Annotated in this window: 21 protein-coding genes; 15 read left to right on the top strand and 6 right to left on the bottom strand. The window is 70.9% G+C overall.

The window, feature by feature from the left end; translation table 11 throughout:
- Positions 1 to 224 precede the first annotated feature (224 nt).
- From rpoN to JYK02_RS16895, 8 genes are all read left to right on the top strand, one after another.
- Positions 225 to 1,745 (top strand): RNA polymerase factor sigma-54, encoded by a 1,521-nt coding sequence (rpoN, locus tag JYK02_RS16930; protein WP_207052315.1) that lies wholly within the window; start codon positions 225 to 227, stop codon positions 1,743 to 1,745.
- A 74-nt stretch (positions 1,746 to 1,819) separates the two neighbouring features.
- Positions 1,820 to 2,458, top strand: coding sequence for a GNAT family N-acetyltransferase (locus tag JYK02_RS16925; protein WP_207052313.1), 639 nt, complete (start codon positions 1,820 to 1,822; stop codon positions 2,456 to 2,458).
- 18 nt (positions 2,459 to 2,476) lie between these two features.
- The gene (locus JYK02_RS16920; RefSeq protein ID WP_207052311.1) at positions 2,477 to 3,265 is read left to right on the top strand and encodes a hypothetical protein; all 789 of its coding nucleotides are present in this window, start codon (positions 2,477 to 2,479) and stop codon (positions 3,263 to 3,265) included.
- A 119-nt stretch (positions 3,266 to 3,384) separates the two neighbouring features.
- Positions 3,385 to 4,266, top strand: a complete 882-nt coding sequence (locus JYK02_RS16915) for an SDR family oxidoreductase (protein ID WP_207052309.1) — start codon at positions 3,385 to 3,387, stop codon at positions 4,264 to 4,266.
- Positions 4,267 to 4,492: 226 nt separating this feature from the next.
- Positions 4,493 to 5,158: a ribosome hibernation-promoting factor, HPF/YfiA family gene (gene hpf, locus JYK02_RS16910; RefSeq protein ID WP_207052306.1), complete on the top strand. Its 666-nt coding sequence runs from the start codon at positions 4,493 to 4,495 to the stop codon at positions 5,156 to 5,158.
- 202 nt (positions 5,159 to 5,360) lie between these two features.
- Positions 5,361 to 5,822 (top strand): PTS sugar transporter subunit IIA, encoded by a 462-nt coding sequence (locus JYK02_RS16905; RefSeq protein WP_120524615.1) that lies wholly within the window; start codon positions 5,361 to 5,363, stop codon positions 5,820 to 5,822.
- Between the two features lie 25 nt (positions 5,823 to 5,847).
- Positions 5,848 to 6,693 (top strand): hypothetical protein, encoded by an 846-nt coding sequence (locus tag JYK02_RS16900; protein WP_207052304.1) that lies wholly within the window; start codon positions 5,848 to 5,850, stop codon positions 6,691 to 6,693.
- Between the two features lie 81 nt (positions 6,694 to 6,774).
- On the top strand, positions 6,775 to 7,842 hold the full coding sequence (locus JYK02_RS16895) for an alpha/beta hydrolase family protein (RefSeq protein WP_431603482.1): 1,068 nt from the start codon (positions 6,775 to 6,777) through the stop codon (positions 7,840 to 7,842).
- On the opposite strand, the gene dtd is transcribed toward JYK02_RS16895, so the two are convergent.
- The 4 genes from dtd to JYK02_RS16875 are packed head-to-tail and all read right to left on the bottom strand — an operon-like array spanning position 7,839 to position 11,689.
- Positions 7,839 to 8,300: a D-aminoacyl-tRNA deacylase gene (gene dtd / locus JYK02_RS16890; protein WP_207052300.1), complete on the bottom strand. Its 462-nt coding sequence runs from the start codon at positions 8,298 to 8,300 to the stop codon at positions 7,839 to 7,841. The genes JYK02_RS16895 and dtd overlap by 4 nt on opposite strands.
- 49 nt (positions 8,301 to 8,349) lie before the next feature.
- Positions 8,350 to 9,183: an ABC transporter permease gene (locus JYK02_RS16885; protein WP_207052297.1), complete on the bottom strand. Its 834-nt coding sequence runs from the start codon at positions 9,181 to 9,183 to the stop codon at positions 8,350 to 8,352.
- Entirely contained in the window at positions 9,180 to 10,094 is a 915-nt protein-coding gene (locus JYK02_RS16880; protein WP_207052295.1) for an ABC transporter permease, read from the bottom strand. Before JYK02_RS16880 ends, JYK02_RS16885 begins: the two co-directional genes overlap by 4 nt.
- Entirely contained in the window at positions 10,091 to 11,689 is a 1,599-nt protein-coding gene (locus tag JYK02_RS16875) for an ABC transporter substrate-binding protein (RefSeq protein WP_207052292.1), read from the bottom strand. The genes JYK02_RS16880 and JYK02_RS16875 overlap by 4 nt, the downstream gene beginning before the upstream one ends.
- 134 nt (positions 11,690 to 11,823) lie before the next feature.
- On the opposite strand from JYK02_RS16875, the gene dacB reads away from it, so the two are divergent.
- Complete coding sequence (dacB, locus tag JYK02_RS16870) at positions 11,824 to 14,061, top strand: D-alanyl-D-alanine carboxypeptidase/D-alanyl-D-alanine endopeptidase (RefSeq protein WP_207052289.1); 2,238 nt, start codon at positions 11,824 to 11,826, stop codon at positions 14,059 to 14,061.
- Positions 14,062 to 14,323: 262 nt separating this feature from the next.
- A complete protein-coding gene (locus JYK02_RS16865) occupies positions 14,324 to 14,839 on the top strand; it encodes a single-stranded DNA-binding protein (protein WP_207052287.1) in 516 nt (171 codons plus the stop codon).
- Positions 14,840 to 14,953: 114 nt separating this feature from the next.
- On the opposite strand, the gene JYK02_RS16860 is transcribed toward JYK02_RS16865, so the two are convergent.
- Positions 14,954 to 15,637 carry a succinate dehydrogenase gene (locus JYK02_RS16860; RefSeq protein WP_207052285.1) on the bottom strand — a complete coding sequence of 228 codons (684 nt, stop codon included), beginning with the start codon at positions 15,635 to 15,637 and terminating at the stop codon, positions 14,954 to 14,956.
- A 272-nt stretch (positions 15,638 to 15,909) separates the two neighbouring features.
- On the opposite strand from JYK02_RS16860, the gene JYK02_RS16855 reads away from it, so the two are divergent.
- From JYK02_RS16855 to JYK02_RS16835, 5 genes are all read left to right on the top strand, one after another.
- Positions 15,910 to 16,803 carry an Hsp33 family molecular chaperone HslO gene (locus JYK02_RS16855; RefSeq protein ID WP_207052283.1) on the top strand — a complete coding sequence of 298 codons (894 nt, stop codon included), beginning with the start codon at positions 15,910 to 15,912 and terminating at the stop codon, positions 16,801 to 16,803.
- Between the two features lie 169 nt (positions 16,804 to 16,972).
- Positions 16,973 to 17,668 carry a phosphoribosyltransferase family protein gene (locus JYK02_RS16850; RefSeq protein ID WP_207052281.1) on the top strand — a complete coding sequence of 232 codons (696 nt, stop codon included), beginning with the start codon at positions 16,973 to 16,975 and terminating at the stop codon, positions 17,666 to 17,668.
- 27 nt (positions 17,669 to 17,695) lie between these two features.
- Entirely contained in the window at positions 17,696 to 19,624 is a 1,929-nt protein-coding gene (selB, locus tag JYK02_RS16845; protein ID WP_207052280.1) for a selenocysteine-specific translation elongation factor, read from the top strand.
- Positions 19,621 to 22,137 (top strand): ATP-binding protein, encoded by a 2,517-nt coding sequence (locus JYK02_RS16840; protein ID WP_207052279.1) that lies wholly within the window; start codon positions 19,621 to 19,623, stop codon positions 22,135 to 22,137. Before selB ends, JYK02_RS16840 begins: the two co-directional genes overlap by 4 nt.
- Positions 22,134 to 23,588, top strand: a complete 1,455-nt coding sequence (locus tag JYK02_RS16835; protein ID WP_207052278.1) for a sigma-54-dependent transcriptional regulator — start codon at positions 22,134 to 22,136, stop codon at positions 23,586 to 23,588. The genes JYK02_RS16840 and JYK02_RS16835 overlap by 4 nt, the downstream gene beginning before the upstream one ends.
- Before the next feature lie 542 nt (positions 23,589 to 24,130).
- Here the strand turns inward: JYK02_RS16835 and JYK02_RS16830 are convergent.
- Positions 24,131 to 25,690 carry an NADH-quinone oxidoreductase subunit N gene (locus JYK02_RS16830; protein WP_207052277.1) on the bottom strand — a complete coding sequence of 520 codons (1,560 nt, stop codon included), beginning with the start codon at positions 25,688 to 25,690 and terminating at the stop codon, positions 24,131 to 24,133.
- Positions 25,691 to 25,703 lie beyond the last annotated feature (13 nt).

Here is a 25,703-nt window from a genome sequence, read left to right as displayed (position 1 = left end):
TGCTCGGGGTGAAGTTGGCCCCACTTTTGCGTCGACGTTTGAACATCAGCCAGGCAGGCGGGGGTTGCGACAACCTGTCGGATTTCCAGCGGATTTTTCACGCTGCAAATCAGAAACCACGCGCTGGGGCACTGGACGTGGCCGGGGGTCCTTGTTAGGTTGGCACGGTCCTTGATTGGAACCTCCAATCAAGTGGCCCGCTAGCCTTTCGGAGACGCCCCCACATGGCGATGGAACTCAAACAGAGCCTGAAGCTCGCGCAGCAGCTGGTGATGACGCCCCAGCTGCAGCAGGCCATCAAGCTCCTCCAGCTCTCGCGAATGGAGCTCCTGGACCAGGTCCGCGAGGAGATGGAGCAGAACCCCCTGCTGGAGCAGCCCGAGGAGGGCATGCCCGGCGAGGTGAGCGAGAAGGAGCCTGGCGAGGCCTCGCTCGAAGCGGACAACACGGAAATCTCGCGCGACGTGGACCTGCCGTCCGCGACGCCGGAGACCGCCCAGGAGTTCAAGGCGGACGGCGAGGGCCCCCCGGAGATCGACTGGGAGTCCTACCTCAACAGCTACCAGTTCAACGAGCCCACCACCGCCTCCAACAAGGGCAACGTGGCCACGGACGACCTGCCGTCGTTCGAAGCCAACATGGTGAAGAAGGAGGACCTGGTCGACCACCTCCAGGAGCAGCTGGGCACGCTGCGGCTCAACGAGGCCGAGCGCCGCGTGGCGGTGCTCATCCTGGGGAACCTGGACGACGACGGCTACCTCAAGCTGCCGGAGATTGAAGGCGACCCGCTCATCCGCCTGTCCAACGAGGCGGACGTGCCCATGCACGTGGCCGAGCGCACCCTGCGCCGCATCCAGAACCTGGAGCCCCGGGGCTGCGGCGCGCGCGACCTGCAGGAGTGCCTGCTCATCCAGCTGCAGGCGATGAAGGACCCGAACGCGGCGCTGCTGGGCCTCATCATCAAGCGCCACATGAAGTACCTGGAGAGCAAGAACCTCCCGGCCATCGCCAAGGACCTCAAGGTCACGTTGGAAGAGGTGGTCGCGGCGGCGAAGCTGCTCCCGAAGCTGGACCCTCGGCCGGGCCGCAACTTCAGCGGGGATGACGCGCAGTACATCACCCCCGACGTCTTCGTCTACAAGCTGGGGGACGAGGACTACACCGTGGTCCTCAACGACGACGGCCTGTCCAAGCTGCGCATCTCCGGCATGTACCGGAACGCGCTCAAGACGGGCGCGGTGAGCCCCGGGCAGACGAAGGAGTTCATCCAGGACAAGCTGCGCAGCGCGATGTGGCTCATCCGCTCCATCCACCAGCGGCAGCGGACCATCTACAAGGTCACCGAGAGCATCGTGAAGTTCCAGCGGGACTTCCTGGACAAGGGCATCTCGCACCTCAAGCCCCTCATCCTGCGCGACGTGGCGGAGGACATCGGCATGCACGAGTCCACCGTCAGCCGCGTCACCACGAGCAAGTACGTCCACACGCCGCAGGGCATCTTCGAGCTGAAGTACTTCTTCAACTCGTCCATCGCGCGCGTGTCCGGCGAGGACACGGCCAGCGAGGCCGTGAAGCACCACATCAAGCAGCTCGTGTCGCAGGAAGACCCGCGCAACCCGTACTCGGACCAGAAGATCGTGGAGCTCTTGCGCTCGCAGGGCACGGAGATCGCCCGCCGCACGGTGGCCAAGTACCGCGAGGTGCTGGGCATCCTCCCCAGCAGCAAGCGCAAGAAGTACTTCTAGAAGCCGCTGGTCCAGCCGGTTTGTCGGAACCGGCCCTGCACGCCAGGGCCGGGGTTGGAGCATGAAGCGGGTCCATGGACCCCGTGCTCCCCCATGACGTCGGCGTTCCCCGCCGTGACCCCGTGCCGCTCGTCGTCCCGCCCGTCACCCTGGAGGGGCGGACGGTGCGGCTGGAGCCCCTGACCCTGGAGCACGTGCCCGCGCTCGCGGCGCTCTGCGAGCCGGAGGTCTTCACCCACTTCTCACGCGTGCTGCGCACGGAGGCGGACGTCGCGGACTACGTCGCCGGCGCGCTGAAGGCGACCGCCGCGGGCACGGAGCGGCCCTTCGCCATCCGTGAGCGGGCGAGCGGGGACGTGGTGGGCACCACGCGCTACCTGGACATCTCGCGCGACTACCGCACGCTGGAGATCGGCTCCACGTGGCTGGCGCGGCGGGCGTGGCGCACGCGGGTGAACACCGAGTGCAAGTACCTGCTGCTCACGCACGCCTTCGAGACGCTGGGCGTGATGCGCGTGCAGCTCAAGACCGACCGGCGCAACGTGCGCTCGCGCGCCGCCATCGAGCGGCTGGGCGCCACCTTCGAGGGCATCCTGCGCAATCACATGCTGGTGCGCGGCGGCGTGGTGCGGGACAGCGCGTACTACGGGTTCATCGACACCGAGTGGCCGGGCGTGAAGGCGCGGCTCGAAGGACTGCTGGCGCGGGAGTGAGCTAGGGTGCCGGCCGCCATGACCCTCATCGCTCCGAGCCCGCGTCGAACCGTTTCCCGCCTCACCGCCCTGGGGGCGCTGGTGGCGCTCACCGGCTGTGGCGGCGGCGAGACGAAGGTGATGTCGCTGGCGGAGCTGTCGGACCGCTCGCTCACCTTCGCGCTGGCGGACGTGGACGACGCTGAGACGCCGGACGCGCAGGGCGCGCACCGCTTCACGGTCAGCTACTCGCTGGCGGCGGACGGCCCGTGCTCGCGCTTCGCGGACGACGTCACGGCCACCCTCAACGGCGAGCCCATGACGCTGGTGCCGGGCGGCGCGTCGGACGTGGGGGGCCGCGCGGAGGCGTGCGAGAACAGCCGCGCCTACTTCAACTTCGACCCGGCCGCCTGGGGCCGCCAGCCGGTGGAGGACATCACCGTGCAGCTCCAGGACGCCTCCAGCACCGTGCGCCTGGTGGTCCTCAAGGCCAAGGCCAAGCGCAAGTTCACGTTCCAGGGCGAGGGCACCCCGGACAAGCTGCGTGTGGGGCAGTCCTATGACTTCCTCTGGGAGCCCACGACGGAGGTGCCCGGCTCCGTGGAGGCGCTGCTCCTGCGCGAAGGGGGCAGGGCGCCCGGCGTGCTCAGCGTCACGCAGGACGGCAACAAGGCCACCATCGCCATCCCCGCTGGCACCCCGCAGGCGAACCACACCCTGTCCCTGACCGCGGACCTGGAGGCCACCGTGGGCGAGTGCACGGGCGTCGCGTCGTGCGCGGGGGCCATCTACCACTCGCAGGACTTCGTGCTGTCCGTGGTGCCCTGAGGTTTCTCCAGCGCCTGCGGGCCGCCGGGGGGTGGCCGGGCAGGCGGCCGGTGCTTGATTGCCGCCCCGCGCCAGCGCCTCCACCGTGAGGGAACGCCTTTTCCCCACGGAGTGATGACATGGCCCGCAATCCCGACCCGCGCACCGCCGGACCCAAGCCGCCCTTCCCCGAGCAGACGCAGTCCGCGCCCGGCCACGAGGGGGCCATGTCCCCGGAGCCGGACTACGGCGAGCAGTCATACAAGGGCTTTGGCCGGCTGCAGGACCGCGTCGCGCTGGTGACCGGCGGCGACAGCGGCATTGGCCGCGCGGTGTGCCTGGCCTTCGCGCGTGAAGGCGCGGACGTGGCGTTCGCGTACCTCAACGAGGGCGACGACGCGGGCCACACCCGCCGCGTGATTGAAGGCTCCGGACGGCAGGCGCTGGCGCTGGCGGGTGACATGGCGCTGGAGGCCACCTGCAAGCGCATCGTCGAGGACACGGTGAAGAAGTTCGGCCGCATCGACGTGCTCGTGAACAACGCCGCCTACCAGGGCAAGGCGGTGGAGAAGTTCGAGGAGCTGGACGCGGAGCGCGTGGAGCGCACCTTCCGGGTCAACATCCTCGCGATGTTCCACATGGTGAAGTACGCGCTGCCGCACATGAAGCCGGGCGCGACCATCATCAACACCGCGTCCATCCAGGCGTATCAGCCCTCGGCGGAGATCCTCGACTACGCGACCACGAAGGGCGCCATCGTCGCCTTCACCAAGGGCCTGTCGCAGGAGCTCATCGGCCGGGGCATCCGGGTGAACGCCGTGGCGCCGGGCCCCGTGTGGACGCCGCTCATCCCGCAGTCCTTCGACGGGGAGAAGGTGAAGGAGTTCGGCAAGAGCTCGCCCACGGGCAGGCCCGCGCAGCCCGCGGAGCTGGCGCCCTCCTACGTGTTCCTCGCGTGCGACGAGTCCCGCTTCGTCAACGGCGACATCCTGGGCGTCACCGGAGGCATGTTGCTGGCGTGAGGACCACGCACGCGGTGTGGGGGAGGCCGGCCCGGAAAATGGGACCCGGGTCGGAATCCCCTCCCCATGACAGGCAGCGGACACCAGACGTGTCCTATTGCGGTCGCTTTCGCGAGCGCGAGCCGTGGACGGGAAGTTCCAACCTGGGGGGCCGGGTTGCTTTCGGCGTGGGCTCCGTTTCTGATCTGTGACGGAGCTTACCTCTCTCCCTAGGAGGCGGCCACGCATGCAGCTCAACATCACCTTCCGTCAGTTCGGAGCGTCGGATTCCCTGAAGGAGTACGCCCGTGAAAAGGTCGATCGGGTGAACCGACTGCTGGACCGGGCTGGTGAGGCCCACGTGGTGCTGTCGTTGGAGCGGCACCTGCACCACGCGGACATCACCATCCACTCCGGCGCCTGGATCCTCCGGGGGCGTGAGAAGAGCGATGACATGTACGCGTCCATCGACCTGGCGATGGACAAGATCGAGCGCCAGCTGCGCCGCTACCGCGACAAGCTCAAGTCGCACCACGGCAAGGAGAAGGTGCACCACCGCCAGGACCTGGTGAACAACCTCAAGGTCCGCCACGACGTCTTCGAGGTCCACGATGGGGAGGAGGCCGCCGAGCCGTCCTCGCCCGCCGCCCTCCAGGCCGCCCCCGCCGCCGAGGCCCCGCAGAAGGTGACCGAGTCGGGCGTCGCCCGCCTGGTGCGCACCACGCACCTGGCCATCCAGTCGCTGTCGGTGGATGACGCGGTGATGCAGATGAACTTGATGAACAACGACTTCTACGTGTTCCAGAACCAGCAGTCCCAGGCGCTGTCCATCGTCTACCGCCGCAAGGAGGGTGGGTTCGGCCTCATCGAACCGCACCTGCCCGAAGCGCCGGTGGCCGCCACCGGCACCTGACCGACGTTCGGCTGAACCCAAGGGGACCGGGTCCGGGGCTTCGAAAGGCCCGGGCCCGGGGCCTGGGCCCGGGGGCCCCGGCTGACGCGCAGTGAGCGAAGCGCCTGCCACCGCCCAGGCGACCCTTGCGCGAATCCAGTGTGAGGAGTAATTGCCGGCCGAGGAATCATTGCCGGCCCGGAGCGCCAGTGCGGGAGCGCCATTGAGAATCGCCGATTTCCTCAGCCCCCAGGCGGTCGTCGCGGACATGCAGTCCCGCACGAAACCGGAGGTGCTGCGCGAGCTGAGTGCCACGTTGGCCCGGGCGCACCCGAATCTGCGCGAGGACCGGCTGGTGGCGGTGCTCCAGGAACGCGAGAAGCTGGGCAGCACGGGCATCGGGGAAGGCGTGGCCATCCCGCACGGCAAGCTGGCGGGCATGGACAGCCTCCAGGCGGCCTTCTGCGTGTCGCGCACCGGGGTGGACTTCGAGTCCATCGACGGCAAGCCCACGCACCTGTTCTTCGCGCTGGTGGCGCCGGAGAACAGCGCGGGGGTGCACCTGAAGGCGCTGGCGCGCATCTCGCGCCTCTTCAAGAACCCGCGCTTCCGGGCGGCCATCCTGGAGGCGCCCACGGCCGCGGACATCCACGCCCTCATCGTCCAGGAAGACGCTCGGCCCTGACGGCCGGACAGGAAGGACGCCCCGCATGGACGTCGTCCTGCGCCCCATCAACGACCGCTTCTTCCACGAGCAGGTCCTGCCCTTCTTCGCGCGCGCCATGGGGGACGCGGCCGGCGCGCTGGAGGCCCTCTCCAACCACCTGGGTGACGCGCAGGCCTTCACGCTCTGCCAGCGGCTGGCCTCGTCGGCGCTGCCGGGAGGCGTGGGGTCGGTGGACTCGGACGGGTGGATGGACCTGGTGGACCGGCTGGTGTTCCAGGCCTGGCACGAGGCGCCCGGCGGCTGGGAGGTGGGCGGTTCCCCCGGCGGCTACGCGGACGAGTGGGACGAGGCGCTGAACCTGGCGCTGATGGTGGAGGACCCGGCCTATCCCTACTGGGACACGAAGGCGGCGCGCACGGTGCGGGACAACTTCCGCCGGCGTCCCCCGGGCGAGCAGGGGCTGGCGTCGCTGCTGGCCGGGCAGTGGGACCCCTTCCCGGACTTTCCTCCCGACCGCGTCTTCGTCACGCAGGGCCGGGGCGAGTACGCGGTCCGAGAGCGCTTCGCCTTCGCGGACTGGGCCTGGAGGCCCGCGAAGACGGTGGTGCACTGGCAGGTGAACCTGCCGCGCAAGCTGGAGCGGCTGCTGGCGCGCGAGCAGGAGCGCATGAAGCTGCCGTCGCTGCCGGAGCGCGACGAGGTGCTGGGCTACTGGACGGGCCGTCTGCCCCAGCCGCCACCCCTGTCCGTGCTGTTCTCCGGCCTGGGCCCCAACGCGGCCACGTGGATCCGCGAGCTGGGCGCGCTCACGCTGCACCTGCGCACCGCCGCGCAGACGAAGCAGGGCCTGGCCGCGCTGGTGACGCGCGGGACCACCGTGCGGCTGTGAGCCGCTGAAGCCCTTCCCCTGCATCGCCGTTCACGGTCATGCTGCGGGGCCATGCTCCGCCACCTTGCTCCGATGGGTCCCGTGCTCCTCGTCTCCGCGGCGCTGCTGGCGGGGGGCTGCTCCTCCTCGAAGAAGGCGGAGGCTCCGCGCACGGACCATGCGTCGCTCTACGGGGCGGACGCGGCCTACGCGGTGGGCGTCACGCAGTCGCTGACGTACGAGGACGCGGTCCGCCACCGCACGCTGAAGCCGCTGGTCTGGTACCCGGTGGCGCCCGGCACGCCGATGGACAACCGCGCGCCGTCGGACGTGTTCAAGCCCTTCTACGGCGCGAAGGACGCACCGCTGTCGGACGCGCGCGAGCGCTGGCCGGTGGTGCTGCTGTCGCACGGGAGCGGCGGCTCGGTGATGGACCTGTCCTGGTTCGGTTCGAACCTGGCGGCGCACGGCTTCGTCGTCGTGGGGCTGAACCACCCGGGCAACACCTACGGCGACACGAGCCCGGAGGGCTTCGCGCGCGCTTACGAGCGCCCCCAGGACTTCACCGTCATCCTGGACCACCTGCTGAAGGACCCGAAGTGGGGCCCGCGCGTGGATCCGGAGCGCATCGGCGCGTCGGGGCACTCCATGGGCGGCTACACGGCGCTGGCGCTGGTGGGGCTGAACCTCAACCTGGAGTGGATTGAAAAGCGCTGCAAGACGCCCGGCACCCGCGAGGAGATTGGCTGCGAGGGCCTGCGCGACGTGGACTACGGCCGCATCGACATGAAGCAGGCGCGAGCGTCGTACCTGGATCCGCGTGTGAAGGCCGCGTTCGCGATGGCGCCGGGCATGGCGGCCTCCTTCGAGGCGCGGGACACCGCCGACATCCAGAAGCCCGTGGAGCTGGTGCTCGCGAAGGGCGACGAGCTGATGCCGCACGAAGGGCACGGCATGCACCTGGCCGGGCTGCTGCCTCCTGCGTCCACGACGACAGTGGTCCTGGACGACGCGGGCCACTTCACCTTCCTGCCCGAGTGCTACCCGAAGGGCTTCGACGTCATCGCCATGCTGTGCCGGGACCCGGTACCCGGGACGCGGCCCGCGTCGCATGCGCGCACGAACGCGGAGGGCGTGGCGTTCTTCCGCCGCACGCTGGACGTGCGCTAGGCCGGGGGCGCGGCCTTCGGCGGGCTCTCCAGCAGGAGGGTGACGGGCCCGTCGTTGACGAGCGCGACCTTCATGTCCGCGGCGAAGATGCCGGTGCCCACGGTGAGGCCGCGCTGGCGCAGGGCCTCGCAGGCGCGCTCGTAGAGGGCCTTGGCGGCGACGGGCTCCATCGCGTCGATGAAGCTGGGACGGCGGCCCTTGCGCGCGTCGCCGTAGAGGGTGAACTGGCTGACGACGATGAGGTGCTTGGAGGTGTCCTCCAGCGACAGGTTCATCTTGCCGTCGGCGTCCTCGAAGATGCGCAGCGTGGCCAGCTTCTCCACCATCCACGTCAGGTCCGCGTCGGTGTCGCCCTTGCCCACGCCCAGCAGCACGAGCAGGCCCGGGCCCATCTCGCTCACCCGCTGACCGTCCACCGTCACCGACGCTTCCAGGACCCGCTGCACCACGGCCTTCATGCGCTACCTCCGTCCCTGCTTCCTGCCAGGGACGCCCGAGGCCTTCAAGTCACCGGCCCTCGTGGCGCGGATCCATCGCGTCGCGCAGCGCATCGCCCAGCAGGTTGAAGCCCAGCACGGTGAGCGCCAGCGCGATGCCCGGGAAGAGGGCCACGTGAGGTGCCACCAGCAGGTACTGCGTCCCCTGGTCCACGAGCGCCCCCCATGACGGCGTGCCCGGAGGGACGCCCAGCCCGAGGAAGCTCAGGGACGCCTCCGCGACGATGGCGCCCGGCAGCGCGAAGGTCGCCTGCACGAGGAGCGGGCCCGCCGCGTTGGGCAGCAGGTGCCGCACGAGGATGCGGCCCGGCCCGCTGCCCAGGGCCCGAGCGGCCTGCACGTAGTCGCGTTCGCGAAGGGTGAGCACCTGTCCGCGCGTCAGCCGCGCGTAGCCTGTCCACCCCGTGAACGACAGCGCGAACACCACGTTGGCGAGGCTGGGCCCCAGCACGGCGGTGATGAACAGCGCCAGCAGGATGCCGGGGAACGCGAGCAGCACGTCCACCAGCCGCATCAGCGCTTCGTCCACGAGCCCGCCCGCATAGCCCGCGATGCCGCCCAGCGTGATGCCCACCGCGGCGGACAGCACCACGGCGAAGAAGGACACCTCCAGCGACACGCGAGCGCCGTAGAGCACGTGGGTGAGCACGTCGATGCCGTTCTCGCCCGTGCCCAGCAGGTGGCCGGAGGTCGGGCGCGACAGCTCGCGCGTGAGGTCGATGGCGTCCGGCGAGTGGGGGCTGAGCCACGGCGCGAACAGCGCGGTGAACACCCAGAGGCACGCGACGGCGAGCCCGAACCGGGCGCCCCAGGAGTGCGGGCGGAAGCGCTGGGCCGCGCTCATGAGCGCCTCCGCACGCGCGGGTCGACCCACGCATAGGCCAGGTCGGTGAGCGTGTTGACCAGGACGTAGCAGAAGGTGAAGAGGAGCACCGTGGCGCGCACGGTGTTGTAGTCGCGCTTCTCGATGGCGGTGAGCAGCAGCGTGCCCATGCCTGGCCACGCGAAGACCTTCTCCGTGACGATGGCGCCGCCCAGCAGCGCGCCGAACTCCAGGCCCAGCACGGTGACCAGCGGCAGCAGCGCGTTGCGGAACGCGTGCTTCCACAGCACCACGCGGGGCGACAGGCCCTTGGCCCGGGCCACGGTGACGTAGTCCTCGCGCAGCGCCTCGAGCATCGTGGCGCGAGTCATCCGGGCAAGGAACGCGGCCAGCGCGGTGCCCAGCGTGAACGCGGGCAGCACCAGGTGCCGCCACGACTCCGCGCCGGACACGGGCAGCCAGTCCAGCTTCAGCGCGAAGAGGATGATCAGCACCGGTCCCAGCCAGAAGCGGGGCAGGGCGACGCCCGCGACGGACACGCCCATCGCCGCGGCGTCCACCGGAGTTCCACGCCGCGCCGCCGCCATCACACCCAGGGGCAGCGCCAGCAAGAGGGACACGGCCATGGCCGCCACCGTGAGCAGCAGGGTGTACGGCAGCGCCGCGCCCAGGGCCGGCAGCACCTTGCGCTGGAACGGAGGCAGCGACGTGCGCAGCTCCCCGGTGGCCAGGTCGCGAGCGAACGTCCAGAGCTGCGCGTACCAGGGCAGGTCCAACCCCACGGCCTGCCGCAGCGCCGCACGGTCCACCTGCGTGGCCTGTTCCCCCAGCATCACGTCCACTGGATCCCCGGGCACGAGGTGCAGGAACAGCGACACCAGCAGCAGCGCCCCGACCATCGCGATGAGCGCGGACACCAATCGCCGGCTCATGGCGTCACTTCGCGCGCCTTCGCCAGCGGCAGCAGTAATCCATGCGCGCTGGGCTCGAAATCCGCGAGCCGCGACGACACCACCGCCACGCTGGCCTCGTGCCACAGCGGGATGACGGGCAGGTCCGTGTCCAGCTCCCGCTGTGCCTCCGCGTACAGCGTCCGCCGCTCCTCCCTCGACGCCTGCGTCGCCGCGTCCAGCACGCGGTCCAGCGCCGGATCCTTCAGCGCGCCCCGGTTGAACCCGCCCCAGTGGTTCTCCGGCCCGGGGATGTTCGCGGAATGGAACGCGCCCCGCAGCAGGTCCGGCTCCATCACGGCGGCCCACTTCAACGTGAACAACTCGAAGCGTCCCCGTCGCACGTCCTCGAAGAACGTCCCGAACTCCAGCGCCCGCACCTCCACCGCCACGCCGCCCTTCGCCAGTTGCTCCTCGAGCACCAGCGCCACCGCGCGCCGGAAGCGGTCCGTGCTCGTCTTGAACGTGAAGGACAACCGGGGCTTCCCTCCGGGCCCATCCGGATCCGGATACCCCGCCGCGTCCAGCAGCCGGGCCGCCTCCTCCGGCGCATAGCCACACCCCGGCGTGGCCGTGAACGCCCAGTGCTCACGAGGCAGCATGCTGGACGCGGGCTCCGCCAGCCCGTGCAGCTTGTGCTCCACCAGCGGACGCACGTCGATGAGGTGGCACAGCGCCTGCCTCACGCGCACGTCCGCGAGCGGCCCCTCCCGCAGGTTGAGCCCCAGGTACGTGAAGCCCGTGCCCGGCTTCGTCACCACGCGCAGGTGCGGCGCCTCCCGGAGCGCGGGCAGCACCGCCGGGGACACGTTGTTCACCACCAGGTCCGCCCGCCCCTTGAGCAGCTCCAGCACCCGCGTCGTCTCGTCCCGCACCACCCGGAACGTCAGCCGCGACACGGCGGGCTTCCCGCCATGCCAGCCCTCGAAGGGCACCAGCGTCAGGTGCTCCTCGTCCGGCCACGACTCGAACCGGAACGGCCCCGCGCCCACCGGATGCGCCCCTTGCGCCTCGATGCCCCCGGGCCCCACGCGCTCGGAAGGCAGGATGGCCGCGGACAGCTCCGCGAGCAGCGGCGCATAGGGCCGCTTCAGGTGGAAGCGCACCGTGCGCGCATCCACCACCTCCACGCGGTCCACCGGCTCGTACCGCTCGCGCTTGGGGCTGCCCAGCTTCGGGTCCCGCAGGGCGTCGAAGGTGGCCTTCACGTCCTCGGCGGTGAGGGCGGTGCCGTCATGGAAGGTGAGCCCCGGACGCAGGACGAACTCCACCACCGTCGCGGAAACGTCACGGAAGGACTCCGCCAGCTGCGGCACCGGTCGGCTGGCGTCGTCGAAGGTGAGCAGCCCCGGGCTGATGAGCTGCGCCAGCCGCTGTCCATGGGCCGTGAGGGCGAAGCGGTCATCCAGACTGTCCGGTGGGGCCTCCAGCAACACCGTGATGCCCGCGGGCGGCGCCGGGGCGCGGCAGCCGGAGTCAAGCACCAGCGCCAGCGCGAGGACGAACACCCGGACGGCACGGAGGGGCAGGGGAGGCATGGCGTCTGTCACGAGGTGGATGTCAGGCGGAGCCTCCATGCTGCGACAGCCTCCTTCCTGTTTCCAGGAAGCAGGCAGGCGGGCAGGGTAACGGCGGCCGAGCATCCACCCCCCACCCTTGCCGCCCCTTTCGTCCCTTCTTCATAATGGATCGCGACTTCCCCGGAGCGTGCGTGCAGGTTTTTCGAACCAGACCCTTCTGGGCAGCGACCGCCATTGCCTTGTGGCTGCCTTCCGCCACCCTGGCCGCGTCGCCGTCCGCCGACAAAAAGGCTGAACGCGAGGCGCTGAAGAACGCGCTCGTTCAGGTGATGCAGCGCACCGCGCTCAAGAGCAGCCGCGTCGGCGTGCACATGCAGAGCCTGGATGACGGCTCCGTGGTGTTCAGCCACAACGCGGACGAGCTGCTCAACCCCGCCTCCAACGTGAAGCTCATCACGTCCTCCGCGGCGCTCGTCGCGCTGGGGCCGGAGTTCCGCTACGAGACGGAGTTCCTCGTCGAGCCGGAGCTGCCGGCCGACGGCAAGGTCAAGACGCTCTACGTGCGCGGCAAGGGTGACCCCACCATCACCACCGAGCGCCTCTACGGCATCACCTCCGAGCTGCTCCACGCGGGCCTCAAGGAGGTGCAGGACATCGTCGTGGACGACTCCTGGTTCGACCCCGAGCGCACGCCGCCCGGCTACGACCAGGAGGACTCCGACCGCGCGTACATGGCGCCCACCGGCGCGGTGAGCCTCAACTGGAACGCCGTGGCCGTCTACGTGCGCTCCGCCCCCGGCGGCAAGGCCGTGGTGGACATGGAGCCGCCCAGCGACTTCTTCGTCGTGGACAGCTCCGTCACCAGCGGCCCCGGCCGCGCGCGGCGCGTGTCCGTGAAGTCCGACGCGTTCGGTGAGAAGCAGAAGATCATCGTCAAGGGCCAGGTCCCCGACGAGCGCGGCGCCGTGAGCGTCTGGAAGAAGATCGACAGCCCGCCCATGTACTTCGGCGGCTCGCTCAAGCAGTTGCTCACCACGCGCGGCGTGAAGGTGAAGGGCAAGGTGAAGCAGGGCCTGACGCCGTCGCGCGCCAAGGTCGTGCACGTGTCCCAGTCCGACACGTTCGACATCGTCCTCAAGCGCCTCAACAAGCTCTCCAGCAACTTCGTCGCGGAGACGCTGCTCAAGACGATGGGCGCGGAGCTGCGCGGCGCCCCGGGCTCGTTCGCCAAGGGCATCGACGTGGTGGAGGAGTTCCTGGACCGCGACGTGGGCATCCCGCGCGGCACCTACGTGATGAAGAACGGCAGCGGTCTCAACGACGCCAACCGCTTCTCCACCGCGCAGGTGGACCGCCTCTTGCGCCACATGTACGAGCGCTTCCCGCTGGCCCCGGAGTACCTGTCCTCGCTGGGCATCGCCGGCAAGGACGGCACGCTCAAGTACCGCTTCGACGGCACGGATGCCGTGGGCCGGCTGCGCGCCAAGACGGGCACCCTGGAGGGCGTCTCCGCGCTCAGCGGCTACGTGCAGTCCGCGGGCGGAGAGAAGTTCTCCTTCTCCATCATGGTCAACGACTACGCGGGCCGCGCCGGTCCCGTCGTCGCGGGCATGGACGCGCTGGGCGCCGCTGTCGCCGCCACCGGCTCCACGCTGGGGCCGGGCAACGCGCTGGCCTCCCTCAATGAGGGCCAGAAGCCCCAGTCCGGCCTGCCGGACATCGCCAACCGCGTGAAGACGTACCTGGAGCTGGGCAAGCAGCGCGACCAACGCAACATCGGCTTCCTGCGCACCGCGTGGCGCAGCGAGCGCGACCCCGCGGTGCGCGCCGTGCTGGCGGAGAGCCTCTACCAGTCCAACCCGCACGACTACCTGGGCACCCGCACGCTGCTGGACAGCTACTCCGCCACGGATGACGTCTACGGCCGCCTGCGCCAGGTGGCCCGCGCCCTGTCCGTGGGCGTGCCCGGCGTGAGCAGCATGGTGGAGCTCGCTTCCGGCGGAAACACGGAGGCCATGGCCCGCGTGCTGGAGCTGTGTCGCGCGGCCGGCGTCGCCCAGGACGCGCAGGCGCAGGAGGAGCTGGTGGACGGCCTGGGCGAAGTGGCCCGCACCGCCCCGGAAGAGCTGGTCACCACCCTGCGCGCCGCGAGCCCCGCCGAGCGCGACGCGACCGTGCCGCTGCTGGCCCAGGGCCTGGTGAAGACCGGTGACACCACGCACCCGTTCTGGAAGTCCCTGCGCAAGCTGGGCTCCGGCGGGACCGACCCGCAGCTCGTCGCCTTCGCCAAGGGGCTGGACTCCACCCTCACCACCAAGACGGCCGAGGCCCGGACCTCCCAGCGCGCCCAGCCCGTCCAGGTGGTCGCCCCCGCGTCCGCCACGCCCAACGTGGTCCCTGCCTCCGGGGTCCTCCGCCCGGGTGGGTAGTCCGCTCCAGTGAGCGCCCTCCGCCCGGACGCCGGCCGTCCGGGCGGACTTTCCTTCCCGGTCCCTCCCATCTCTCCCAAACCCCCGGAATCCCTGGCGCTTCCTGGCCGGGGAGCAGGCAGGCGTCCGTGCGCACCGGCCCTGGCCGTTTTGTGGCCGGGGGAATGTCAGTGGTGGATGCTATGGGCTGAAGGACCTGTCGGGGCGTGTGGCCCCGGAGGTTTGTTCCTGGCCCTAGAGGGGTCAGGTATCGGGAGGAAACATGGCTGGAGGCGTGAACAAGGTCATTCTCATCGGCAATCTCGGGGCGGACCCCGAGGTGCGCTTCACCCCGGGCGGTCAGGCCGTGGCGAACTTCCGCATCGCGACGAGCGAGAGCTGGAACGACAAGAACGGCCAGAAGCAGGAGCGCACCGAGTGGCACCGCATCGTCGTCTGGGGAAAGCTCGCGGAGCTGTGCGGCGAGTACCTCAAGAAGGGACGGCAGTGCTTCGTCGAAGGCCGTCTGCAGACGCGCGAGTGGATGGATAAGGAGAACAAGAAGAACTACACCACCGAGGTCGTCGCCACCTCCGTCACCTTCCTCGGCGGCCGTGACGCCGGTGAGGGCTACAGCGGCGGCGCCAGCAATGGCGGTGGACGCCGGCAGCAGCAGGGCAACGGCGGCTACTCCCAGGGGCGTGACGACTACGGCCAGCCGCCTCCCATGGGCATGGACGACGGTGGCGGCATGGGCGGCAACCACGGCGGCGCGGCGGACGAAGACATCCCGTTCTGACGCCTGGGGCCGCACCCCTTGAAAAGCGAACCGGCCGCTCCTGGACGTCAGGGGCGGCCGGTCGTGTTTTCAGGGAGCGCTCCCGCGTGGAGCGCTCCGCCTTCAAGGCCTGCTTCAGCCGACGTCCAGGCCCGCCGGGCCGTACGCCGCGCCCGCCGTATAGAGGGCGTAGATGGTGCCCCAGGACATGGCCAGCAGGACGAGGAAGATGAGGATGGTGATGGGCTCGAAGCGGCGCATGGAGCGGTCGCTGGCGAGGATGCCCCAGCCCATGGCGAAGGTCTGCAGGCCGTTGGCCAGGTGGTACGCGGTGCCCAGCGTGCCCAGCAGGTAAACCATCAGCGTGGGGCCGTGGTAGTGCATCTCCCGCGCGATGTCCGCGAAGGGCTCCGCGTGGCCCTCCACCAGGCGCGGGTGCAGGAACGCCAGCCAGATGTGCGCGCCCAGGAACGCGAGCACGCCCACGGCGGCCACGCGCTGGACGATGTACTTGACGTTGCCGTAGTTGGTGTACGCGCCCAGGTTCGGCTTGAAGCTGAACATGCGCACCACGCCCCACGCGGCGTGGATGAGCAGCGGCAGCATGACGATGATGAACGTGAACGCCTGGGCGAACGGGTTCGAGTACTCCGTCACCGACTTTTCCCAGGCCGTCGCGCCGTAGAAGGCGGACAGGTTGTCCCACAGATGGTTGATGACCCAGATGCTCAGGGGCACCACGGCGAGGAACGACCCCAGCCGCGACTTCAAGAGGGGCGTCCGGTCGGTGATGGCTTCGGCGGTGGCTTGGGTGCTCATCGAGTCTCCAGCGGGGCGCGCGGATGGGTGGGGTGAGGACCCCCGCGAGCCCAAGTCAGGGCCTGGGTGCTACGGCCAACGGGCGGTTTATAGCCGTTCCGTCACGCCCGCTGGATTTCTTCCGCACCCGGCCGTGCCAGCCGCAAGACACCCACTCATAAGCCCGGGCGATGCCATCCCCCCGCCCTGGCTGCTGGCCGCCAGGCGGGCGTCCCGCCCCCGCCCCTCTTCCGTTGGCGGGCGCGGACGGGTGGGGCACGCTAACCAGCCCTATGCCCGATGAGCTTGTCAGTGGATTGTTGAAGGCGTCGGACCTGCGCCTCGTCCTCGCCACCACCGGGGCCCTGTCCCGCCAGGCCCGCGCCACGCACCAGAGCATGCCGGCCTCCGCCGCCCTGCTGTCCCAGGGCCTCACCGCCGCCGCCCTCATGGGCTCGCTGAGGAAGGGCACGGACTCCCGGATCAACGTGCAACTGGAGTGCGACGGCCCCCTGCGCGGCCTCTTCGTGGACGGCGACGCGAACGGCGTCGTGCGCGGCTACGTGAAGAACACCCTGGTGGAGTACGTGGGGACGGAAGGGAAGTACCACTGGCGCCCGGTGCTCGGGAACCAGGGCTTCCTGTCCGTGCTGCGCGACCAGGGCGGCGGCGAGTACTACCGCTCGTCCGTGGAGCTGGAGCACTTCGACCTGGTGGCGGACCTGGAGCGCTACTTCCACCAGTCGGATCAGGTGCCCTCGCACCTCTTGATGGCGCAGCTGCCCGGCACGGTGGACGGCCAGGAGGATCCGCTCGCCACGGTGGTGGGGCTGCTCGTGCAGCCCCTGCCCAACGGGGACCGGGAGGCCTTCAAGGCCCTGGGCACCCGGCTCAAGGCGCAGTTCCAGACGGCGGTGCAGGCGCACGCGAACGACGGGGCGCTCACGCTCCTGCGCTCGCTGGTGCCGGAGGCGGACCTGGAGATCATGTCCCGCTACCCCCTGCGCTTCACCTGCTCGTGCAGCCGCGACCGCGTGAAGCTGGCGCTGCTCGCCATGGGCCGCGAGGAGCTCCAGGATTTGCTGGAGAAGGAAGGCCAGGCGGAGGCCACCTGCCAGTTCTGCACGACGCGCTATGTCATCCCCGGCGCGGAGATCCAGCAGATGCTGACGGAAGGCTCCGCCTAGCGCGGCCCCCGGGGCGGGGGCGCGGTGTTGAAGACAGACATCCCTCCGGCACGGGGGGGATGATTCAGCGCCTCACATCGTCCAGGGGAGCAGGCGCGGCGGTTGTGGCGGGGTCGCGGGGCTCGGGATATGACGGAGCCGCCGCACCTCACACCCCGGAGCTTTCGCCGTGGCCATCAAGCGGGCAGCGCCGCCGAAGTCCCAGGACCAGCGCAACCCTTCCCCGAAGTCCGCCGTGCCCTCCTCCGCCCAGAAGGAAGGGGCGGAGAAGCTGGTCTCCATTCCCAATGACATGGTGCTGGCGCCCCAGGTGGAGGCCCCGCGCCAACCCACCGGCCGCGACCAGTCCCGCCACAAGTCCACCGGCGTGGTGGAGCTGTCGTGGGCGGAGTTCGACCGTAAGGTGCAGAAGCTGGCGCGCACCATCCGTCAGGCGTGGGAGCCGCAGGCGGTGGTGGGCGTGGCCCATGGCGGCGTGTTCGTGGGCGGGGCGCTCGCGGGCGCGCTCGGCTGCGAGTTCTTCCCCGTGCGCATCAGCCGCCGCAGCCGCGACAAGGCGGAGCGCACCCAGGAGCGCAACCAGCCGCAGGTGAGCGAGGAGATGCCCACGGAAATCCGGGGCCGCCGCGTGCTCATCGTGGACGACATCGCCTCCAGCGGGGACACGCTGGAGCTGGCCACGGCGCTGGCGAAGAAGGTGGGCGCGAAGGAGATCCGCACCGCGTGCCTCATCGCGCGGCCGGAGGGCTTCGCGCCGGACCACGTGGGGCTGTCCACGGACGCGCTCTTCGTCTTCCCGTGGGACTACGAGCCCGTGATGGGCGACGCGCACTTCGACGACGACCCGGACAAGGCCGGGGCGTAGCCTGAAGCCCAGGGCGCTGACGCAGCGATGATCATCGGGACGGCGGGGCACATCGACCACGGCAAGACGTCCCTCGTGAAGGCGCTGACGGGCACCGACACCGACCGGCTCCCGGAGGAGAAGCGGCGGGGCATCACCCTGGAGCTGGGCTTCGCCCACCTGCCGCTGCCGGACGGACAGGTGGCGGGGGTGGTGGACGTGCCCGGCCACGAGCGCTTCGTGAAGGCCATGGCCGCGGGTGCGGGCGGCGTGGACCTGGCGGTGCTGGTGGTGGCCGCCGACGAGGGCGTCATGCCCCAGACGCGCGAGCACCTGGACATCTGCCGGCTGCTCGGCGTGAAGGCGGGCGTCGTCGCGCTCACCAAGGCGGACCTGCTGGAGACGCTGGGCGACGACTGGCGCGCGCTGGTGGAGGCGGACCTCGCCGCGCTCACCGCCGGCACCTTCCTGGAGGACGCGCCCGTGGTGCCCGTGTCGTCGCGCACGGGCGCGGGGCTGCCGGAGTTGAAGGCCGCGCTCGGCCGCGCGGGCGCCACGCTGCCACGGCGGCCCTCCGAGGGCCCCGCGTTCCTCCCCGTGGACCGGGCCTTCACCATCAAGGGCTTCGGCACGGTGGTGACGGGCACGCTGTTGTCCGGCGCGCTGGCGGTGGACGACGCGGTGGCGCTGTTGCCCTCGGCGTCCGGCGCGCGGCCGGGCCCCTTTCGCGTCCGGGGCGTGCAGGTGCACGGGCAGCCGGTGACGCGCGTGGAGGCGGGGCAGCGCGCCGCGGTGAACGTGGCGGACGTGCAGATGGAGGACGTGCACCGGGGCATGGTGCTCACGCGCGCGGGCGAGCTGCCGGAGACGTCCATGCTGGACGTGGAGCTGACGCTGCTGCCCGCCGCGGAAGCGCCGCTGCCGAAGCGCCGCAAGCTGCTGCTGCACCTGGGCACCGCGCAGGTGGAGGCCACGGTGGCGCTGCTGGACCTGGACTCGCTCGCGCCGGGCGAGACGGGGCTCGCGCAGCTGCGGCTGGAGTCTCCGGTGGGGGCGCTCGTCGGCCAGCGCTTCATCCTGCGCGGCTCGCGCGCGCTGCCGGGCCGGGGCGCCACGGTGGCTGGAGGGCGCGTGCTCTCCATCACGCCGCCGCGCCGGCGCCGGGGCGCGTCCTCGGTGGTGCGGCCGCTCCTGGAAGCCGATGCTGCGGGGCAGTTGGCGTGGCTCCTCAGGCAGGCAGGCTACGCGGGGCTCACGCAGACGGAGCTGTTCGGCCGCTCGGGGCTGTCGCCCAAGGTGCTCGCGCGCACGCTGGAGCTCTTGGGCGCGAAGGGGCAGGTGCTGCTGGTGGACCGCGACCGGCGGCTCTACGTGGCGCAGGACGTGTTCGAGGGGCTGCGCCAGCGCTCGCTCGCGCTGCTCGCCGCGTTCCACGAGCGCGAGCCCATGCGCGACGGCCTGTCGCGCGAGGAGCTCCGTCAGCGGCTCTCCGCCCAACTGGACGCGCGCTTGTTCCAGCGCGTGGTGCAGGCGCTGGTGGACGCCGGCTCGGTGGAGGCGGAGAAGGACCTGGTGCGCCTGCAGGGCCGGGGCCGTACGCTCACGCTGGGCGACGAGGCCGCACGCACGCGCCTGTCCGCGGAGCTGTCCGCGGCGGGGCTCGCGCCGCCCACCGTCACGGAGCTGGCGCAGAAGCTGGCGCTTCCGTCCGCGAAGCTGCAGGAGCTGCTGAAGGTGCTGGTGGCGTCGGGCGTGGGCGTGCGGGTGAGCGAGGAGCTGTGCTTCGACGTGGGCGCGCTGGAGGACTTGCGCGGCCGGCTGGTGACGTACCTGAAGGACCACAAGGAGATCACCACGCAGGGCTTCAAGGAACTGGTGGGCCAGAGCCGCAAGTTCACCATCCCCCTGTCGGAGTACTTCGACCGGGAGAAGGTCACGCTGAGGGTGGGGGACAAACGGGTGCTGCGTCGCGGATGAGTCCCAAGGTCTACAGCGAGCGGGAGCTGCGCGCCCTGGTGGAGCCCTTCACCCAGCCCATGCTGGTGCTGGAGGCGGAGGGGCGCGTCCTGGTGGCCAACGCCGCGTACGCGCGGCTCCTGGGCCTGCCCCTGGACCAGGTGGAGGGCCGCGTCTTCCTGGACTTCGTGCAGCCGGAGGACCGCAGCCGGATGGGGGACCGCTTCCAGCGGCTGGCCACGGGCGCGCCGCTGGACGGACGCCCGCAGCTCTACAAGGTCCTCAGCGTCCACGGCGCGCCGGGCGAGGTGTACGTCCAGGCCAACCCCCTGCAACTGGAGGGAGGGCGCTTCGCCCTGCTGCTCAGCTGCATGGTGATGTCGGACCGGCCCATGGAGCTGGTGGTGGCGGAGCGGCTGGTGGACACGTCCGCGGGGCTGGTGTCCGCGCGCTCGGAGGAGGGCGTGCGGCGCGTGGCGCTGGCGGGCCTGGAGGCCGCGGGCTTCCGGGCGCGCATCCTGCGCTGGGACGGCACGCGGCTGGCGGTGCGCGACGGCGTGTCCCTGCCGGCGGACTCGCACCTGGCGCTGGAGGCGCTGTCGGACGGGCGGCCGGTGTTCGGCGGCGCGGACCAGGCGCAGCCCACGCACGCGTACCTGCCGGTGGGCGGGCCCCAGTCGGAGGTGCTGTGGGTGGCCGGCCCGTGGGTGGCGCCCCGGCACGGCTCGGTGCTGACGCTGTTCGCGAAGGTGGTGGGCGCGGCGCTGGCGGACGCGAACCTCCAGGCGGACGGCGCGCGCAGCCGCTGGGAGGTGGAGGCGGTGGCGGAGATGGCGCGCTTCGTGGCGCAGCCCGTGCCCCCGCCGCCGGAGACGTTCCTCGCGCGCGTGGCGGAGCTGCTCCAGGCCCGCGCGGTGTCGCTGCACGTCACCTCCGACCCGGGACAGGCGCCCCGGCTCTCCGCCCACGTGGGGCTGGAGGAGGGGAGCATGACGGCGGGGGACGCGGCCCGGGCCACCGGGGTGCTCCTGGCCGCGTCGCTGCGCGAGGACGGCGGCGTGCTGTCGTCGGAGGCGCAGGGCAGGACGCTGGAGACGCTGTCCGAGGGCCGCTTCGGCAGCGGGACGGCGGCGCGGCTCACCCGGGGCGGCGAGTGCGTGGGCGTGGTGCAGGCGCTGCGCGGCAAGGAGCGCCCCTTCGACGAGCGCGACGCGCGGCTTTTGGCCACGCTCGCGGAGCTGCTGGTGACGCTGCTGGAGCAGCGCCGCCTTCGCGCGGAGGCGGCGCGCCAGCTCACGGAGTCGCGCCTGCTGCTGGACCTGGCGCGCACCACGTCGGGCGTGCTGGAGACGGCGAGCATCCTGGACGTCGCGTCCGACTTCCTGGTGCACCTCCTGGACGTGTCCAACTGCTTCATCCTGCTCTACGACGAACAGGCCAAGGTGCTGCGGGGCGCGGCGGCGTCGGCGGCCCACCGCGACCTGTTCCGCACGGTGGTGGTGCCGCTGGACAGCGACGACCTGGCCGCGCGCGTGGCCCTGGAGCGCAAGCCCATCGCCGTGGAGGACCTCACGTCGGCGAGCGTGTCCGTCAGCGCCGTGCTCATCGACCGGCTGGGGGAGAAGGCCCTGCTGGGCCTGCCGCTCACCTCGCGCGAGGAGCTCATCGGCGTGGTGCTGGTGGACGACGTGCGCGGCCCGCGCCCCTTCGGCCCGGAGCTGATCGAGCTGGCGGAGGCCACGTGCGGCCAGCTGGCGCTGTCCATCGCCAACGCGCGCCTCTACGAGTCGCTGTGGGCCAGCTACGCGGAGCTGGCCGCCACCCGCGCGGAGATGGTGAAGCGCGAGCGCCTGGCCGCGCTGGGCGAGCTGTCCGCCATCGTCGCCCACGAGGTGCGCAACCCCCTGGGCGTCATCTTCAACGCGGTGGCCACGCTCCGGCGCATCATGAGCCCCAGCGGCGACACCGCGATGTTGCTGGACATCGTCGCGGAGGAGAGCGACCGCCTCAACCGCATGGTGGCCGACCTCCTGGACTTCACTCGCCCGCGCAACCCGGTGCTCCAGCCGGAGGACCTGCTGCGCGTGCTCCAGGACGCGCTGGAAGCCGCGCGGGCGCAGGCCTCCACGGAGCGCGCGGTGCGCGTCCACGTGGAGGTGGAGCCCGGCCTCGCCACCGTCCCCATGGACCGGCGGCAGATTCGACAGGCCCTGTTCAACGTGGCCGTCAACGCCATCCAGTCCATGCCCCAGGGGGGCGAGGTCTGGGTGCACGCGCGCCGGGACACGCACGGCGGCCGCGAGCAGCTGAGAATCGACGTGATGGACCAGGGGCCGGGCATCCCGGCGGAGCTGCTCCACCGCGTCTTCGAACCCTTCTTCACCACCAAGGCCCAGGGCACCGGCCTGGGGCTGGCGGTGGTGAAGCGCATCCTGGAGGAGCACCGCGGCGAGATCGCCGTGGAGAGCGCCCCCGGACGCGGAACCACCTTCACCTTCTGGCTGCCGCTCACGCAGCCCCAGTCCCTCTCATGACCGACGCCACCACCCCGGTTCCCCGAGGCCGCATCCTCGTGGTGGACGACCAGCGCAACATGCGCGCCACCACCGCGCTGCTCCTGAAGCAGGCGGGCTACGACATCTTCGAATCCGCCACCGGCGAGGAGGCCCTGGGCGTGCTCGGCAAGGAGCGCGTGGACCTGCTCCTCACGGACCTGAAGATGGAGCCCATGGACGGGCTCACGCTCCTCAAGCGCGCGCTGGAGGTGGCCCCGCGCCTCCAGGTCATCATGATGACGGCCTTCGGCTCCATCGAGAGCGCGGTGGAGGCCATGCGCCTGGGCGCGTACGACTACATCACCAAGCCCTTCAAGGAAGGGGAGGTGCTCTACCGCGTGGAGCGCGCCCTGGAGCGCGCCAAGCTCCAGGCGGCGGTGGACAGCCTGGCCACGGACTTCGCGGAGCGCCACGGCCTGTCCGCGCTGGTGGGCCGCAGCCAGGCGATGCGCGAGCTCACCACGCGCCTGGTGCGCGTGGCGCAGAGCGACGCCACCGTCCTCATCCAGGGCGAGAGCGGCACGGGCAAGGAGCTGGTGGCCCGCGCCCTCCACGCGCACAGCCGCCGCAACAAGCAGCCCTTCGTGCCCGTCAACTGCGCCGCCATCAGCGAAACGCTGCTGGAGACGGAGCTCTTCGGCCACGCCAAGGGCGCCTTCACGGGCGCGGTGAAGGCGCGCCGGGGCCTCTTCGAGGAAGCGGACAACGGCACGCTCTTCATCGACGAGGTGACGGAGACGAGCCCCACCTTCCAGTCCAAGCTGCTGCGCACGCTCCAGGACGGCGAGGTGCGCCGCGTGGGCGAGTCCACCGCGCTGCGCGTGGACGTGCGCATCGCCGCGGCCACCAACCGCGACATCGAGCTGGAGGTGAAGGAGAAGCGCTTCCGTCAGGACCTCTACTACCGCCTCAACGTGGTGCTCCTGCGCGTGCCCCCACTGCGCGAGCGCCTGGAGGACGTGCCCGCGCTGGCCGAGCACTTCCTGCAGCGCGCCAACGCCCGCAGCCCCCGGCCCCGGCGCCTGTCCGCCGCCGCCGTGGAGCACCTGATGACGTACCGCTTCCCCGGCAACGTGCGCGAGCTGGAGAACCTGGTGGAGCAGGCCGCCGCGCTCGCGGAGGGCGACGAGCTGCTCCCCGAGGACTTCCCGCTGCGCCCCCAGGGCCGCGTGCTCCCCGACACCACCGCCCCGTCCGAGGCCACGGGCCAGCCGCCACCCGCTGACGCCCGGCCCACCAGCGCGGAGGCCACGGGCCCCACGCTGGCGGAGGTGGTGGAGGACGCGGAGCGCCGGGCCATCGTCCAGGCCCTGGAGCGCCACGGCGTGGACCTCACCCGCGTCGCGGACGAGCTGGGCGTCTCCTCCACCACGCTGTGGCGGAAGATGAAGCGGCTCAACCTCCGTCCGCCCGCGGGCGCCCGCGAATAACCTCCCGGTAGGCCTTCACCCAGCCTCGCGGTACGAGGTCAGATCCGATTTCGGCCCCGTTCATGGATGAAAAAACCAACCGCCTGAATTCGTTGGATGTTTTCATCCCTGAAACGCGATTTCAGGCCTGCAATGGCGAGGATGGAGGCAGCAGCATCGCCCCCGCGTCCAAGTGCCCGGAAGGTCTAGGATTTCGTCCTCCGCGAGCGCTGGCATGGCACCTGCTAAAGGCTAGGTCGGGACGCATCGAAGCGAGGCTGAAAGTGGTTCCCCCCCACCCTTTCAGCACTTCCGGTGTGTCACCTTGAGAAGACCCGCGGCCCGACACCCTCACGGGTGCCGGGCCGCCTTCTTTTCCGCTCCCCGCATCGTCCGTTGGCCCGCCGCTGATCCGCATGACGCGGTGCGAAGCCATTTCATTTCTGAAATGCACCCACGGCCTTCGCCGGCCGTGACGCCGTGAGCCATGCCCCGCAACGACAACGCCCGCCAGGGCCAGGGGGCCGAGGCGGGCGTCGGGTGCCGCGAGCTGCCGGCGGAGGCTACTGACCGAACAGCGTGCCGGCCTGGGCCAGCCAGTCGGTGACGTGGCCGGGGAGGATGCCCAGCAGGACGACGGCGACGGTGGCGATGACCAGCGCGGCCTCCGTGCCCCAGTTGCGCTCCAGCGGCTGGGCGCCCTCGGGGATGGGGTGCATGAACATGTAGACCACGACGCGCAGGTAGTAATACGCGCCCGCCGCGCTGCTGAGCACCGCCACCACGGTGAGGCCCACGAGGCCCACGTCGATGGCCGCCTGGAAGATGAGCAGCTTGCTCATGAAGCCGACGGTGGGGGGGATGCCGCCCAGGGACAGCATGAAGGCCGCCATGGCGAAGGCCCAACCCGGACGGCGCTGCGCGAGGCCCGCGAAGCGCTCCAGGTCCCACGCGGTTCCCTTCTCCTCGTCCTCGCGGCGCTCCAGCGCGGAGACCATGGCGAAGGCGCCCGTCGCGCTGAAGGTGTACGCCAGCAGGTAGTAGAGGATGCCGCGCAGCGCGTCCGAGCGCGCCACGTCCAGCGGCGTGCCACCGGACAGCGAGGACGCGGACAGCAGGCGGAAGTGCTCGCCCGGCGCCGCGACGAACAGCGCCGCCACGCCCAGCAGCAGGTAGCCCGCGTGCGCGATGGAGGAGTACGCCAGCATGCGCTTCACGTTGCGCTGCGGGATGGCCATCAGGTTGCCGGCGATCATCGTGAGCAGCGCCAGCGTGGCGAAGAGCATCAGCGGCAGCTTGGGGTCCATGCCCTTGCCCACCGTGACGAAGACGCGCACCAGCGACGCGAACGCCGCCGCCTTCACGCCCGCGCTCATGAGCGCCGTCACCGGGGTGGGGGCGCCCTCGTACACGTCCGGCGTCCACATGTGGAACGGCACGGCCGCGACCTTGAACGCGAAGCCCGCGGCGATGAGCACCGCGCCCACGTAGACGAGCGCCGGCGTGGTGGACAGCGCCTGCTGCAGCGGCCCCGCCATGTCGTTGAGCTTCGTCGTGCCCGTGGCGCCGTAGAGCAGCGCCGTGCCGTACAGCAGGATGGCGGAGGAGAAGGCGCCCAGGATGAAGTACTTGAAGCCCGCCTCGCTGGGGCGCGTGCCGCGGCGCAGGTAGGCCGTCAGCGCGTACGTCGCGATGGAGAGCACCTCGATGTTGACGAAGATGGTGATGAACTCCGACGACATCGCCAGCAGGCTCATGCCCGCGGAGGCGAAGAGCATCAGCGCGTAGAACTCACCGCGCTCCGCGCCGCGACGGCGCAGGAAGCCCACCGCGCTCAGGGCCGCCAGCCCCAGGCCCACGCTCACCACCAGGGTGAGGAAGCTGGAGAAGGGGTCCAGCACGCCGAAGCCGAGGAACACCTCGCGCGGCGGCTCGAACATCAGGCCCACGGCCACGGCGCCGCTGGCCACCGCCGCCACGACGGTGAGCACCGCCTGGTAGCCACGGGACGCCGTCGCGGAGAGGAACACCTCCGACAACAGCAGGACGGAGGCCGCCACCACCATGATGATGGCGGGCAGCATGGGGAGGAATTCCGCCAGGGTGATATTTGGCAGGTTCATGGAGTCTTTCGGG

It is taken from the genome of Corallococcus macrosporus (assembly GCF_017302985.1).
GTDB lineage: Bacteria > Myxococcota > Myxococcia > Myxococcales > Myxococcaceae > Corallococcus > Corallococcus macrosporus_A.
This window is presented reverse-complemented; position numbering and strand designations above follow the sequence as displayed.

Bases quoted from the DNA above. Each gene is read 5' to 3' on its own strand.
- rpoN (WP_207052315.1), top strand. From the start codon at position 225: ATGGCGATGGAACTCAAACAGAGCCTGAAGCTCGCGCAGCAGCTGGTG.
- JYK02_RS16925 (WP_207052313.1), top strand. From the start codon at position 1,820: ATGGACCCCGTGCTCCCCCATGACGTCGGCGTTCCCCGCCGTGACCCC.
- JYK02_RS16920 (WP_207052311.1), top strand. From the start codon at position 2,477: ATGACCCTCATCGCTCCGAGCCCGCGTCGAACCGTTTCCCGCCTCACC.
- JYK02_RS16915 (WP_207052309.1), top strand. From the start codon at position 3,385: ATGGCCCGCAATCCCGACCCGCGCACCGCCGGACCCAAGCCGCCCTTC.
- hpf (WP_207052306.1), top strand. From the start codon at position 4,493: ATGCAGCTCAACATCACCTTCCGTCAGTTCGGAGCGTCGGATTCCCTG.
- JYK02_RS16900 (WP_207052304.1), top strand. From the start codon at position 5,848: ATGGACGTCGTCCTGCGCCCCATCAACGACCGCTTCTTCCACGAGCAG.
- dtd (WP_207052300.1), bottom strand. From the start codon at position 8,300: ATGAAGGCCGTGGTGCAGCGGGTCCTGGAAGCGTCGGTGACGGTGGAC.
- JYK02_RS16885 (WP_207052297.1), bottom strand. From the start codon at position 9,183: ATGAGCGCGGCCCAGCGCTTCCGCCCGCACTCCTGGGGCGCCCGGTTC.
- JYK02_RS16880 (WP_207052295.1), bottom strand. From the start codon at position 10,094: ATGAGCCGGCGATTGGTGTCCGCGCTCATCGCGATGGTCGGGGCGCTG.
- JYK02_RS16875 (WP_207052292.1), bottom strand. From the start codon at position 11,689: ATGGAGGCTCCGCCTGACATCCACCTCGTGACAGACGCCATGCCTCCC.
- JYK02_RS16865 (WP_207052287.1), top strand. From the start codon at position 14,324: ATGGCTGGAGGCGTGAACAAGGTCATTCTCATCGGCAATCTCGGGGCG.
- JYK02_RS16860 (WP_207052285.1), bottom strand. From the start codon at position 15,637: ATGAGCACCCAAGCCACCGCCGAAGCCATCACCGACCGGACGCCCCTC.
- JYK02_RS16855 (WP_207052283.1), top strand. From the start codon at position 15,910: ATGCCCGATGAGCTTGTCAGTGGATTGTTGAAGGCGTCGGACCTGCGC.
- selB (WP_207052280.1), top strand. From the start codon at position 17,696: ATGATCATCGGGACGGCGGGGCACATCGACCACGGCAAGACGTCCCTC.
- JYK02_RS16840 (WP_207052279.1), top strand. From the start codon at position 19,621: ATGAGTCCCAAGGTCTACAGCGAGCGGGAGCTGCGCGCCCTGGTGGAG.
- JYK02_RS16835 (WP_207052278.1), top strand. From the start codon at position 22,134: ATGACCGACGCCACCACCCCGGTTCCCCGAGGCCGCATCCTCGTGGTG.
- JYK02_RS16830 (WP_207052277.1), bottom strand. From the start codon at position 25,690: ATGAACCTGCCAAATATCACCCTGGCGGAATTCCTCCCCATGCTGCCC.